10 protein-coding genes are annotated in these 13,522 nt (G+C 73.2%); 5 read left to right on the top strand and 5 right to left on the bottom strand.

Annotated elements, in window-relative coordinates; genetic code table 11:
* Positions 1-6: 6 nt before the first annotated feature.
* The 3 genes from QMO56_RS16170 to QMO56_RS16160 are packed head-to-tail and all read right to left on the bottom strand — an operon-like array spanning position 7 to position 2,828.
* Entirely contained in the window at positions 7-1,197 is a 1,191-nt protein-coding gene (locus QMO56_RS16170) for a cysteine desulfurase family protein (RefSeq protein ID WP_283527304.1), read from the bottom strand.
* A gap of 48 nt (positions 1,198-1,245) precedes the next feature.
* Positions 1,246-2,322, bottom strand: a complete 1,077-nt coding sequence (locus tag QMO56_RS16165) for a cysteine desulfurase family protein (protein WP_283527302.1) — start codon at positions 2,320-2,322, stop codon at positions 1,246-1,248.
* A complete protein-coding gene (locus tag QMO56_RS16160) occupies positions 2,319-2,828 on the bottom strand; it encodes an Rrf2 family transcriptional regulator (RefSeq protein WP_283527299.1) in 510 nt (169 codons plus the stop codon). Before QMO56_RS16160 ends, QMO56_RS16165 begins: the two co-directional genes overlap by 4 nt.
* Positions 2,829-3,223: 395 nt before the next feature.
* Between QMO56_RS16160 and QMO56_RS16155 the strand changes: the two genes are divergently transcribed.
* Positions 3,224-3,892, top strand: coding sequence for an alpha/beta hydrolase (locus tag QMO56_RS16155; protein ID WP_283527297.1), 669 nt, complete (start codon positions 3,224-3,226; stop codon positions 3,890-3,892).
* 90 nt (positions 3,893-3,982) lie between these two features.
* On the opposite strand, the gene QMO56_RS16150 is transcribed toward QMO56_RS16155, so the two are convergent.
* Positions 3,983-5,068: an anhydro-N-acetylmuramic acid kinase gene (locus QMO56_RS16150; RefSeq protein ID WP_283527389.1), complete on the bottom strand. Its 1,086-nt coding sequence runs from the start codon at positions 5,066-5,068 to the stop codon at positions 3,983-3,985.
* A gap of 68 nt (positions 5,069-5,136) precedes the next feature.
* Between QMO56_RS16150 and tyrS the strand changes: the two genes are divergently transcribed.
* Together tyrS and QMO56_RS16140 are read left to right on the top strand one after the other, a co-directional pair.
* Positions 5,137-6,363, top strand: coding sequence for a tyrosine--tRNA ligase (tyrS, locus tag QMO56_RS16145; protein WP_283527295.1), 1,227 nt, complete (start codon positions 5,137-5,139; stop codon positions 6,361-6,363).
* 77 nt (positions 6,364-6,440) lie between these two features.
* Positions 6,441-6,833, top strand: coding sequence for a DUF3574 domain-containing protein (locus QMO56_RS16140; RefSeq protein ID WP_283527293.1), 393 nt, complete (start codon positions 6,441-6,443; stop codon positions 6,831-6,833).
* A gap of 10 nt (positions 6,834-6,843) precedes the next feature.
* Here QMO56_RS16140 and QMO56_RS16135 read toward each other — a convergent pair whose 3' ends face one another.
* A complete protein-coding gene (locus QMO56_RS16135) occupies positions 6,844-10,044 on the bottom strand; it encodes a DUF3971 domain-containing protein (protein ID WP_283527291.1) in 3,201 nt (1,066 codons plus the stop codon).
* A gap of 17 nt (positions 10,045-10,061) precedes the next feature.
* Here QMO56_RS16135 and QMO56_RS16130 point away from each other — a divergent pair, with 17 nt between their 5' ends.
* Positions 10,062-13,022, top strand: coding sequence for a bifunctional [glutamine synthetase] adenylyltransferase/[glutamine synthetase]-adenylyl-L-tyrosine phosphorylase (locus QMO56_RS16130; RefSeq protein ID WP_283527289.1), 2,961 nt, complete (start codon positions 10,062-10,064; stop codon positions 13,020-13,022).
* Positions 13,019-13,486: a peroxiredoxin gene (locus tag QMO56_RS16125; protein WP_283527287.1), complete on the top strand. Its 468-nt coding sequence runs from the start codon at positions 13,019-13,021 to the stop codon at positions 13,484-13,486. Before QMO56_RS16130 ends, QMO56_RS16125 begins: the two co-directional genes overlap by 4 nt.
* Positions 13,487-13,522: the final 36 nt, after the last annotated feature.

The raw sequence follows: 13,522 nt of genomic DNA, 5'->3' as shown, positions 1-13,522 counted from the left end.
GTTCGTCTACTCCGCCGCGTCTCGGGTTTCGGAAAGGGCCTGGCGCCAGGCATCGGCCAGCAGGGCCGCGGCGCGGTCCGCATCGGCCGGCGAAGTAAAGCGCCCGATGCCGATCCGCAAGGTCGCGGCCGCATCCCGGTCGGAAAGACCGATGGCGCGCAGCACGTAGGAGGGCTCGATCGCGGCCGAGGAACAGGCGGAGCCGGTGGAGACGCAAAGCTCGCCGAGCCTCGCCAGCATGTCCTGCGCGGCGACGCCGCCGGGAAAGGTGACGTTGAGGTTGCCGGTGACGCGGCGCTCCGGATCGCCATTCACCCGCAGCCCGGGCACCGCGGCGGAGAGCGCGGCCAGCAGGCGCTCGCGCTGCCCGGCGATCCGGCCCGAATCCAGCGTGCCCTCGGCCGCCGCGATCCGCGCGGCCTCCCCGAAGCCGACCAGCAGCGGCGCCGGCAGGGTGCCCGAGCGCAGCCCCCGCTCCTGCCCGCCGCCCGAGAAGAGCGGCGCCAGCCGCACCCGCGGCCGGCGGCGGACATAGAGCGCGCCGACCCCCTTCGGTCCATAGATCTTGTGGCCGGAGAGCGACATCAGGTCGATCGGCACCGCACGGACGTCCAGCGGCACGCGTCCGGCGGCCTGCGCGGCATCGGTGTGGAACAGCGCGCCGGCCTCCTTGGCAATGGCCGCGAGCACGGGCAGGTCCTGCACCACGCCGATCTCGTTGTTCACCGCCATGACGGAAACCAGCAGCGCCGGCGCCTCGGCGAGCGCCTGCCGCAGCGCCTCCGGGTCCAGCAGCCCATTGGCCTGCACCGGCAGGAAAACCGGCTCGAAGCCTTCCGCGCCGAGGTCCCGCACGCTCTCCAGGACGCATTTGTGCTCGGTGCAGACGGTCACGATCCGCCGGCGCGGGTCGCCCTGCCCGGCGGCGAAGCGCGCCGCGCCCTTGATGGCGAGGTTGTTCGCCTCCGTGGCGCCTGACGTGAAGATGATCTCCCGTGCCTCCGCCCCGACCAGCGCGGCGACATGCCGGCGGGCTTCCTCCACCGCCTCCTCGGCGGCGCGGCCGAGCGCATGCTCGACGCTGTGGGGATTGGCGAAGTTCTCCTCCCACCACGGCCGCATGGCCGCGAGCACGCGCGGATCGAGCGGCGTGGTGGCGTGGTTGTCGAGATAGATCGGTCGGTTCGGGGCGGCCATGCGGCGAATATGGTCCCTGCCCTTGCGGAGCGGAAGGCGGGGCCGCTCTCAGCGGCCCAGCCGTTGCCGCATGGCGCCATAGGCGGCGAGGAAGCGCTCCGCCGCGTCCTCCGCCGCGTTCCAGGGCAGCGAGACGCGGATGGCGCAGCCGGCCCCGGCTCCCAGTCCCATGGCCTGCAGCACCGGGCTCACGCTGACCTTGCCGGAGGAGCAGGCCGCGCCGGCCGAGACCTGCACCCCCGCCAGATCCAGCGCGATCACCTGGGTTTCTGCCGGGGCGCCCGGAAGGAGCAGGCAGGTCGTGTTGGGCAGGCGCGGGGCCTCCGCGCCGACCACCTGGACCCCGGCCCCGGCCTCGATGGCGTCGCGCAGGGCGGCCAGCCGCGGGCCTTCCGCCGCATCCAGCGCCGCGACAGCGGCGGCGAAGCCGGCGATCGCCGGCAGGGCCTCGGTGCCGCCGCGCCGCCCCCGCTCCTGGCCGCCGCCGGGCAGCAGGGCCGCCACCTCCAGTCCGGCGCGCAGCAGCAGCGCCCCGGCGCCCTTCGGCCCGCCGAGCTTGTGCGCCGAAATCGCCATGGAATCCGCGCCGAGCGCCGACAGGTCGAGCGGCAGCCGGCCGGCGGACTGCACCGCGTCCACATGCAGCAGCGCCGCATGCCGCCGGCAGAGCGCGACGATCTCCGGCAGCGGGTGCAGCACGCCCGTCTCGTTGTTGGCGGTCATCAGGCAGACCAGGGCGCCGGGCGCCTCCGCCAGGGCTGCGGCGAGAGCCTCCAGATCAACCGGCCCATCGCGCCGCACGGGCAGCAGGATAGGGTCGGGAGCCGCCCGAAGGACAGCGGGGTGCTCGGTCGCGCCCGCCAGGACCCGGCGGCCCCGGCCCAGGGCGTGGAGGGCCAGCGCATTCGCCTCCGTCGCGCCCGAGGTGAAGACCACGTCGCGCGGCCGCGCGCCGAACCGTTCCGCGAGGCGGGTGCGCGCCTGTTCCAGCACCTGCCGCGCCGCCCGCCCGGCCGCATGGACGGAGGACGGGTTGCCGGCCAGGTCCAGCGCCGCGAGCAGCGCCTGCCGCGCCGCCGGCCGCAGTGGCTCGGTGGCATTGGCGTCGAGATAGAGCGCGGTCATGGCAGCGTGCGCGGCGGCAGGGCGCGGCCGCAGATGCGGCCTTCGACCACGTCGGCCAGCGAGATGTGGAACAGGAACAGGCTGATCTGCGCGCCCAGCTCGTCCCACAGGTCGTGCGTGCGGCACCGGTTGCCGGCAAGGCAGCCGGGTGTCCCCTCCGCGCAGCGCGTGGCGACGATCGGCTCGTCCACCGCCTCGATGATGGCGCCGATGCTGATGGCCTCGGCCGGACGGGCGAGCCGGTAGCCGCCGCCGGGGCCGCGCGCCGAGGCCACGAGGCCGGCGCGCCGCAGCCGGGCGAACAACTGCTCCAGATAGGCCACGGAGAGAAGCTGTGCCTGGGCGATCTCGCTCAGGCTGACCGGCCGGCCGGCAGAGCCATCGCTGCGCCGCGGAAGCTTTGCGCAGGACGCAATGCTGCCATCTTTCGGCGGATGGTCCTGGGTCCGCGCGGCCAGCTCCACCAGGGCCATAACGGCGTACCGCCCTCGTGTAGACAAGCGCATCGCTCAGCTTTTCCACGCCGCCGCGACATCGCGGTCGGCCAGGGATCCAGTGTGGTGAAACTGCGCCCCGATAAGGGCCATGCCATGAATCCGTTATGAAAGCGGCGCTCAGATGCTTATATTGGTCGTGTCGCGGGGAGCGGAAGCCTGCCCCGGGACGACAAGGGCATGATGGGAGCCATGCATTGCGACGGTCCGTCGTGCCAGTCGAACGCTATTGATCCTGACTGGCCCGGTCAACCATTCGGCGGCCTTCAGCCGCGTGCATGCTGGTCCCACGGCGTCTCTCAGGAGCGCACCTTGGCCGGCCCGGTCGCGCCTTCGCGGGACATCCGGGTCATCATGGCTTCCCAACCGGGCGCTGCCGCGCCCACCGTACTGGATGCAAGGGGACGATGCCTGAAGTGATGTTCGCCGGGCCGGATGGCCGGCTCGAGGGTCGTTACCACCACGCGAAGCAGCCCAATGCCCCCGTGGCGCTGGTCCTGCATCCTCACCCGCTGCATGGCGGGACGATGAACAATCGGGTGGTGCACGCGCTGTACACGCGCTTCCAGAACATGGGTTTCTCGACCCTGCGCTTCAACTTCAGGGGCGTCGGGCGCAGCCAGGGCCGCTACGACGGCGGCATCGGCGAAATCTCGGACGCCGCGGCGGCGCTCGACTTCCTGCAGGCGGTGAACCCCAACGCCTCCATGCTCTGGGTCGCCGGCTACTCCTTCGGCGCCTATGTCGGCATGCAGCTGCTGATGCGGCGGCCGGAGATGGGCGGCTTCGTCTCCATCGCCCTGCCCGCCAGCCACTACGACTTCGGCTTCCTCGCGCCCTGCCCCTGCTCGGGCCTGATCCTGCACGGCGCCGGGGACGAGCTGGTGCCGGAGAACTCGGTCCGCAAGCTGGTGGACAAGCTGAACACCCAGCGCGGCATTGCCATCGACTACCGCGTCCAGGAAGGCGCCGGCCATGTCTTCACCGCCGAGCAGACCGACAAGGTCGCCGACGCGGCGGAGGACCATGTGCAGACCATGCTGAACCGCACCCGGATGGCCATGGCGGCCGACTGACCGCGAACGACCGATCACCTCGGGCGCTCACGCGAAAAAGGGGCCGGACGGCGCAAGCTCTGTCCGGCCCCTTTTTCGTGGCGGGTCTCCTCAGCCGCCGGTGAGGCGGCCGCCGGTCAGCGGCTCCGGTGCGCCGGTGGTGCCGGGATAGGTGAGCGGCAGGCCGCGCGCCACCCGCGCCGCCAGGATGCCGAAGGCCTGCGCCTCCAGCGCATCCCCGTCCCACCCCGCCACCTCGACCGGCCGCACCGGCTCCGGCAGGGCGCAGGCCAGCGCCCGCATCAGCGCCGGGTTGCGGCGGCCGCCGCCGCCCACCAGCCACTGCACGGGCGGCTCCGGAAAGTGCCGCGCCGCCGCGGCCACCGCGCAGGCGCAGAAGGCCACCAGCGTCGCCGCGCCATCCGCCGGGGAAAGCTCGGCCGCGCCGGCATCGCGCAGCGCCCGGTCGAAGTCGAGCCGGTCCAGCGACTTCGGCGGCGGCGCCTGGAGATAGGGATGGGCCAGGAGGCGCCCCATGACCGCGCCGTCCGGCAGGCCCGCCAGCGCCAGGCGGCCGTCCTTGTCGTAATCGGCGCCGGTGGAGCGGCGCGCCCAGTCGTCGAGCGGACCGTTGGCCGGGCCGGTGTCGAAGGCGAGCAGCCGGTGGTCGCTGCCGATCCAGGTGACGTTGCCCACCCCTCCGAGGTTCAGGATGACCAGCGGCTTCGGCAACTGCGCCGCCATCACCGCGTGGGCGATCGGCACCAGCGGCGCCCCCTGCCCGCCCGCGGCGACGTCCGCGCTGCGGAAGTCATAGGCCACGGGGGTGCCGGTGGCATGCGCCAGCAGCGCCGCATCGCCGATCTGCCAGGTGCGCCCCTCGCCGGGCCTTCCGGCCACCGGGCGGTGCAGGATGGTCTGGCCGTGGAAGCCGATCAGGTCGGCCTCCAGCCCGAGCTTGATCACCGCCTCGACATGCCGCTCCGTCAGGCGGCGCTCGCAGTCCTTCAGGAAGGGGTCGTCCGGCGGCAGCGCCTCGGCGAGGTCCAGCAGCTTGCGCAGGTCCCGCCGCAGCTCCGCGTCATAGGGCAGGGTCAGGCTCGGCCCCACCCTGCCGATCCGGTCTCCGTCCGTCTCCAGCCACGCGGCATCCACGCCATCCAGCGAGGTACCACTCATCAGCCCAATAGTTCGCAGCATCCCCACACTGTGCTAGGGCCGCAGCCCGGGGGGAAGCCCCCGCCCAGAAGCGGATACGGACGACGATGGACGATTTCCTGCACATCGCGCGCGAGCGCGGCTACATCCACCAGGTGACGGACGAGGCGGCGCTGGCCGCGCGGATGAAGCAGGGCGTCCTTCCGGCCTATATCGGCTTCGACTGCACGGCGGACAGCCTGCATGTCGGCAGTCTCATGCAGATCATGATCCTGCGCCTGCTGCAGCGCACCGGTCACAAGCCCGTGGTGCTGATGGGCGGCGGCACCAGCAAGGTGGGCGACCCCTCCTTCCGGGACGAGGCGCGCCCGCTGCTGACCGACGCGCAGATCGAGGTCAACAAGGCCGGCATCCGCAAGGTGTTCGACGCCTTCCTGAGCTTCGGTACCGGCCCGACCGACGCCATCATGGTGGACAACGCCGACTGGCTGGACAAGCTGCTCTACATTCCCTTCCTGCGCGAGGTCGGGCGCCACTTCAGCGTCAACCGGATGCTCTCGATGGAGAGCGTCAAGCAGCGGCTGGAGCGGGAGCAGTCCTTCTCCTTCCTCGAATTCAACTACATGCTGCTGCAGGGCTATGACTTCCTGGAGCTGTTCCGGCGGCACGGCGTCGCGCTGCAGCTCGGCGGCTCGGACCAGTGGGGCAACATCGTCATGGGCGCCGACCTGGTGCGGCGCATGGAGGCGAAGGAGGCCTTCGGCGTCACCACGCCGCTGCTGACCACCGCCTCCGGCGCCAAGATGGGCAAGACCGCCGCCGGCGCCGTCTGGCTCAATGCCGAGAAGCTCTCGCCCTATGACTACTGGCAGTTCTGGCGCAATGCCGAGGATGCGGATGTCGGCCGCTTCCTCGCCCTCTTCACCGAGCTGCCGATGGACGAGGTGCGGCGGCTCGGCGCCCTGGCCGGCTCGGAGGTGAACGAGGCGAAGAAGGTGCTGGCGACCGAGGCGACCGCCCTGCTGCACGGCCGCGCCGCCGCCGGGCAGGCCGCCGAGACCGCCCGCCGCGCCTTCGAGGAGGGCCAGGCCGCCGAAACCCTGCCGACCATCAGCGCCACCCTGCCGGCCCCGCTGATCGACCTCGCCGTGCAGGCGGGCTTCGCCGGCAGCAAGGGCGAGGCGCGCCGCCTTGTCCGCCAGAACGGCCTGCGGCTGAACGACGAGCCGGTCAGCGATGAGACCCGCAGCGTCACCGGGGACGACCTGCGCGATGGCGCGGCGAAGCTCTCGGCGGGCCGCAAGCGGCACGTGCTGATCCGCCCGGCCGGCTGACCGGCGGCTGGCGGAAGCGGGGCGGCGCGGGCATCCTTCCGGCCGCCCCTGCCTCTTCCCCTGCCCCGGAGCCGATCATGCTGCGCCTCGCCCTGCCCCTCTGCCTGCTGCTGGGCGCCTGTGCCGGCTGCCCGGCCGGGCAGACCTCCGCCACCGTGGCCGAGTTGTTCTTCGGCCGCTCGGTCCCCGGCGGCGGCACCGTCGGCGAGGCGGAGTGGGACGCCTTCCTGGCCGATACCGTGACGCCCGCCTTCCCCGACGGCCTGACCGTCCAGGACGCGCAGGGGCAATGGCGCGACGCGGCCGGGCAGGTGGTGCGCGAGCCGGCCAAGCGCCTGCTGCTGGTGCTGCCGGATACCCCCGCCGCGCGGGCCGCCGAGCGCGTGGCGCCGCTGGCCGAGGCCTATCGCACCCGCTTCCGGCAAGAGAGCGTGCTGCGGCTCCAGCACGCGGCCTGCGTGGCCTTCTGAGCCGCCGGGTTCACCGGGCTGGCGGCTGCGCCGTCTCCGCGCCGCCGCCGAACAGGCCGCGCAGGAAGCCGGGCGTCAGCGCCGCCAGGGGGTTCACCGTCACCGCCGGGTCCTGCAGGGGGCCGCGCATGCGCCATGTGGCGGCGAACAGCCCGCCGCCCTGCTCCGGACTGAACAGCCGACCGAGCAGCGGGATCTGCCCGAGCAGCGTGTTCAGCGCATAGGCCGGGACGATCGTGCCCTCCAGGTCAACGGTCCGCTGGCGCCGCAGGATGGTGCCCTTTGCCGTTACCCCCAGCGAGGCGGAGAAGGCGCGTGCCTCCTGGAGCGCCAGCGCCTCCGGGGTCAGCGTGAAGGGCGCGACCAGCCGGGAGAAGCTCAGCCCCGGCCCGCGCACCGCATCGAGCACGCCATAGACCGTCAGCGCCTGCAGCAGCTTGCCGATGCCGGCGGCTTCCTGGATCGTGAAATCCGACATCTCCGCCGTGCCGGCCAGCGGAGCGCCCGGCGCGTTGCCGGCCCAGTGCCCGTTCACCGTCAGCCGTCCACCCTGCACCTGCCGCAGCACGTCGAAGGCCTGGAGCAGGGCGCCCGCATCCTCCGCGTTCAGCCGCAGGTCGCGCCCCTGGCCGCGCGGAACGATGGTCAGGTCGAACCCGCCTCCCGGGCCCGCCAGCCCGGAGAAGCGGGCCTCGCGCAGCACGCCCTGCCGGTCGGCGGCGGCGCGTCCCTGTACCGCGCTCAGGCTGCGCCCTTCCCCCAGCAGCACGCGGTCGAAGCGGCCATCGAGCATCACCGGCGCCCCATCCTCCGGGGCCGCGCCGCCCTTGGCGTCCGGTTCCGCCAGCAGCGGACCGAGATCGAGCGCGGGACCGGACAGGCGGAAGCGCCAGGGTGCGCCGGCTTGCAGGGGCGGGCGCATCTCGGCGGCGAAGCGGCTCGCGAAGATGCGGGTTTCGGTCAGGTCGACCCGCTCCAGGCTGCTCTGCGGGCCGAAGCTCACCCGCCCGCGCGCCAGCAGCTCCGGCGCCTCCACCTGAAAGCTCTCCACCGCGCGCAGCGCATCGCCCACCACCCGCAGCTCGGCCCGGGCGGAAGCGGCCGGACCGGGCGGCTTGCGCCAGGCCAGCGCCGAGAGGGTCATGCGGCTGTCCTTCAGGTCGCCGGTGATGTGCAGCTTCATCTCTCCGTCGCGCCGCTTCTCCATCACCGCCTGAACGCCGACCGGACCCTCCACGAAGCCTTCAAGATCAAGGCCGAATTCTTTGATTCGCTTGGCATCCGGCCTGGCCTCGGCGCGGATCCGCTCCACCACCTGGGAGGCCGGCCCGGGGCGGAAATCCATCTCCACCGCGAGCTGCGCCGGAATGCCGTCCAGCTGCGCCTCGCCCGTGGCGCGCAGGTGGCTGTTGTCCACCGCCAGGGTTGCGGTGCCGCGGTCGAGCGATTTGCCCAGAACGACATCGGCGAGATGAAGCTGCGCAAGCTGGGCCTGGACATTCACCTGCAGCACCTCGGAGGGAATGTCCTCCAGCAGCGGGAAGGCCAGGTGCAGGCGCCCGTCGAGCTGACCGCTGGGGTCCTCCAGGTCGAGGGGGCGACGCTCGAACAGCTTCAGGCGGGGGTGCTTGATCAGGGTCACCGCCTGGGCCACCGGCCCGCGCAGGCGGGCATCGATATCCGCCTGCTCGTCACGGGTGTCGAGGGCGGAGAAGCGGATGGTCGCCGCCGGGCTGGTCAGAGCGGTGCCGGACTGGCGCGCCCCCTCGACCTGCACCGTGATTTCCTTCAGGCCGAACTGTGCCGTGGCCTCCACCTCCTCCAGCGGCGCGATCGGCCGCAGCCAGTGCACCACACCGTGCTGCAGGTGCAGCGTCCCCTGCAGGTCGGTGACGCGCAGGCCGGAAAGATCGGCCGCCGATTCCGCGCGCAGGGCGAAGCGGCCGTCGCGGAAGGCGCCGGCGGTCACGTTCTCCACCACCCATTTGCGGGCGCCGCGGACGATGTCCGGCGGCCAGTAGGTGCCAAGTTCGCCGGCCGAGAGCTGGTCGAGGTCCAAATTCAGGCTGGCAAGCCAGCGTTCGCCACGCAGCGCGGCCTCCCCCGAGGCGGTCAGCACCGGCGCCGGGGAAGCCGGGGAAACCGAGGCCCCCGGCATGCCCGGAGCCAGCGCCACGCGCAGCTGGTGGAGCTGCAACGCGGCCGGCGTGCCGGTCGCCGACAGTTCCAGCGCGGCAAAGCCGATCCGGTGCCCGCCCGCGCGGAAGCTGCCCGGCCCCGCCTTCAGCGTCAGGCCCAGCTGCGGGACCGCCGTCGCGCTGCCAGCCTCGAAGCGGCCGGAGACGTCGAGCGCAACCGAGCCGTCGAACAGGGCGAGCGGCGCGAGGGCGGGCAGCAGGGCGGCCAGCCGCGCCGGCTCCAGCGCGGGCAGGGAGAGCCTGCCTTCCAGCACCGGACCGTCGCCCCCGATACTGCCGGTGAGTCGCACAGGGACGGCGGCACCCTGCCCCGGCAGCCACAGGGCGGCCTCTCCCTCGCCGTCCACACGCTGCCCCCCGGCGCCGCGTCGCAGCGCCAGCGACACGTCCTCGAACCGCCAGGTCAGGCCGAGTTGGCGGTCCAGGATGGTGAGCCGCCCGCCCGCGATGTCGATTCGCCGCAGCACGCCCCAGGGGCTGTCACGCGCCTCGCGTCCCAGCAGGCGCTGCAGCACGAGCCCGCCTTCCTGCTGCGGGGCGGGGGAGGATGGCGTGGCGGAGGGGCTGCTGCCCATCGCCAGCGAAAGGGTGCCGTCGGTATCGCGCTCCAGCACGATGCTGGGGCGCTGCACCGCCACCGTGATCGGCGCCACCTCGCCGCGCAGCAGCCAGCCCGGCGACAGGGTGACGACGGCGTCCGGCAGCGTCTGCCGCACCGCGCCCGCCGCGTCGCGCAGCTGAAGGCCGCCGACGCGCAGTTCCAGCGGCGAGCGATGGCCCTCGCGGAAGCCTTCCCAGGCCAGCGCCACATCGCCCACCTCCAGGCCCGGCGCCAGCGACTCCAGGAAGCCGCTGCGCATCAGCATGTCCGCCACCACGGGCAGATGCAGCGGCCCTTGCGCCAGCCGCCAGGCCAGCACACCCGCGCCCAGCCCGGCAAGCAGGCCGAGTGCCAGCACGAGGCGGCCCAGCAGCCGCCCGCAGCGGAGGGCTTGACGGCTCAGGCGGTGCATGGGTTCGCTGCCCCGTCATGAGCGACACGCAGCGCCGCCCGCCGCCCCCCTTCGATGCCGCCGCCGCGCGGCATCTGATCGACGCCTTCACCCAGCGTGGCACGGCCGAGCAGGCCTATGCCGCCTCGGCCGAGGGGCGTGCCATGCTCGGCGCCCTGGGCGGCCACAGCTCCTACCTGGCGGAACTGGCCGAGCAGGAAAGCGCCACGCTGCTGCGCTTGGCCGCGCGCGGCCCCGACACGGCCTTCGACATCGCGCTCGACCCGCTCTGCCGCGCCGATCCGGGCGCGCCGCGCGCCGCGGTGGCCTCGCTGCTCCGGCAGGCCAAGCGGCGGGCCGCACTGGTCATCGCAGCCGCCGACCTTTCGGGGCTCTGGCCGCTGGACCGTGTCACCGGTGCCTTGTCCGCCCTGGCCGAGGCTGCGATCGACTACGCCTGCGCCCATCTGCTGCGCGAGGCGGCCGGGCGGGGAGAGTTGCGGCTGCCGCGCGCCAGCGCGCGTGACCCGCGCGCGGTCGCCCGCGGCTCGGGCCTGGCCATTCTTGGCATGGGCAAGCTGGGCGGACGCGAACTCAACTATTCCTCCGACATCGACCTGATGGTGCTCTACGAGCCGACCGCCGCAGCCTACCACGCCGAGCGGGCGGGCGCGCTCTATGTCCGCATCGCGCGCGATCTCGTGCGCCTCATGGAGGAGCGCACCGCCGATGGCTACGCCTTCCGCACCGATCTGCGGCTGCGCCCGGACCCGGCGGCGACGCCGCTCGCCGTCAGCATCCCGACCGCCATCTCCTACTACGAATCGCTCGGGCAGAACTGGGAGCGGGCGGCGATGATCAAGGCGCGCCCGGTCGGCGGGGACCGTGCACTGGGTGAGCACTTCCTGACCGAGATCCGCCCCTTCGTCTGGCGCCGGCACCTCGACTTCGCGATGATCGCCGACATCCACGCCATCCGGCGGCAGATCCATGCGGCGCATGGTGCACGCGGCGCGCATGCCCAGGTGCAGGTCGCCGGGCACGACGTGAAGCTCGGCCGCGGCGGCATCCGCGAGATCGAGTTCACCACCCAGGTGCTGCAGCTCATCTGGGCCGGGCGCGACCCGACGCTGCGCGACCCGACGACGCTCGGCGCCCTGGCCGCGCTGGCCGGCGCCGGGCGGCTCGACCGCCGCGCCGCCGCCGACCTCGCCGACGCCTATAGCTTCCTGCGCGATGTCGAGCACCGGCTGCAGATGGTGGCCGACCGGCAGACCCAGCGCCTGCCCGAGGACGAGGAAGGGCTGGCCCGCATCGCCAGCTTCATGGGCTTTCCTGACGCCGCCAGCTTCAGCGCCACCCTCACGGCCCATCTGAACCGGGTCGAGCAGCACTACGCGCAGATGTTCGAGCGTGAGCCGGCGCTCAGCGCGCCGGCCCTGGAGGGGCAGGTCGGCGGCGGCAGCCTGGTCTTCACCGGCGCGCAGGACGACCCCGAGACGCTGCGCACGCTGGCGGCGATGGGCTTCGCCAGTCCCGCGCATGTGGCGGGGCTGGTGCGGGGCTGGCATCATGGCCGCACCCGCTCCACCCGCAGCGAGCGCGCCCGCGAGCTGCTCACCCTGCTGATGCCGGCGCTGCTCGCCGCCTTCGCCGCGCAGCGCGAGCCGGATGTCGCCCTCGCCCGCTTCGACAGCGTGCTGTCCCGCCTGCCGGCCGGGGTGCACATGCTCTCCCTGTTCCAGCGCAACCCGGCGCTGCTGCAGCGGGTCGCGGGCATCCTCGGCGCGGCGCCCGCCCTGGCGAACCACCTCGCCCACACTCCCGGCTCGCTGGACGGGCTGCTCGCCGGCAGCGGGCCGGGCAGCGCCGCCGCGGTGCTGCCGGCGCTGCTGAAGTCGGCCCGGCACTTCGAGGAGGCGCTGGAAGGCGCCCGCCGGCTGGTGACGGAAGGCAAGTTCGAGATCGACGCGGCCGCCCTGGAGGGCGCGCTCGACGCCGATGCGGCCGGCCTCGCGCGCAGCGATCTCGCCGATGCCGCCATCGGCAACCTGCTGCCGCATGTCACCGGCGACTTCGCCGAGCGCTTCGGCAAGGTGAAGGGAGGCGCCTTCGCCGTGGTCGCGCTCGGCAAGCTCGGCGGGCGGGAGATGCTGCCCGGCTCCGACCTCGACCTGGTGCTGATCTACGACCATCCGCAAGGGGCGGAGGAGAGCCGCGGCGGCCGCCGCGCCCTGCCGCCCAGCGTCTATTTCGGCCGGCTGGCGCAGCAGGTGGTGGCCGCCATCACCGCGCCGGGGGCGGAGGGCAAGCTCTACGAAGTGGACATGCGGCTGCGCCCCTCCGGCAACAAGGGACCGGTGGCCACCTCCCTCTCCAGCTTCACGCGCTACCATGCCGAGAGCGCCTGGACCTGGGAACGCATGGCCCTCACCCGCGCCCGCTGTGTCGCCGGGCCGCCCGGCCTGCGGCGGCGGATCGCCAGCGCGGTCCGCAGCGCGATCCTGGAGCATGCGGGGGAAGCGGCCATCGCGGACGCCACCGCGATGCGCCTGCGGATGCTCCGCGAACTGCCGGCCGAGGGGCCGTGGGACATCAAGGCCATGCCCGGCGGGCTGGTGGAGGTGGAGTTCATCGCGCAGGCGCTGCAGTTGGCCCATGCGCGCCGCCATCCCGCCATCCTGGCGCCGACCACCCGGGTGGCGCTCGCCAATCTCGCCAAGGCCCGCATCCTGCCCCGGGACGAAGCGGAGATGCTGATCGCGGCTGACCGGCTCTGGCGCACGACGCTCGGGCTGCTGCGGCTGACGGTCGGTCGCTGGCGGGAGGATGCCCTGCCCGCCCCCACCGCCGCCGCGCTGCTGCGCGCCGCGGCGCCGCTTCTCGGCCAGGGCGCGGTTGACGTCCCGGCCTTCCGGCAGCAGATGCGGGCGCAGGCTGAGCAGGTGCGGGAGATTTTCGAACGGCGCCTGGGCCCGCTTGTTGGAGGCCATGGATGAGCATCGAGGAAGGCGCGCCCGCGCCGGATTTCACCCTGCCGGCGAGCGGCGGGCGGACGGTTTCGCTGGCGGCCATGAAGGGCAAGCCCTTCGTCCTGTACTTCTATCCCAAGGCCGACACCTCGGGCTGCACCAGGGAGGCCTGCGACTTCCAGGAAGCCCTGCCCGCCCTGCAGCAGGCCGGGCTGGAGGTGATCGGCGTCTCGCCGGACCCGATGGGGCCGATCGAGAAGTTCGCTGCGAAATACAGCCTGACCTTCCCGCTCGCCTCCGACGCGGAGAAGCAGGCGGCCGAGGCCTATGGGACCTGGGTGCAGAAGTCGATGTATGGCCGCACCTACATGGGCATGGAGCGCTCCACCTTCCTGATCGACCGCGAGGGCAGGGTGGCGCGCATCTGGCGCAAGGTGAAGGTGCCCGGGCACGCCAGGGCGGTGATGGAAGCGGCCGGGAAGCTCGGCTGAGACAGGGGGGGCGCCTCTCCGCAGGGGCGCTCCCCC

Origin of the sequence: Roseomonas sp. E05, assembly GCF_030063475.1 — a bacterium.
In the GTDB taxonomy this organism is placed as follows: Bacteria; Pseudomonadota; Alphaproteobacteria; order Acetobacterales; family Acetobacteraceae; genus Pseudoroseomonas.
Note: the sequence above shows the minus strand (reverse complement) of the source record. Positions and strands in the feature narration are given on the sequence as shown.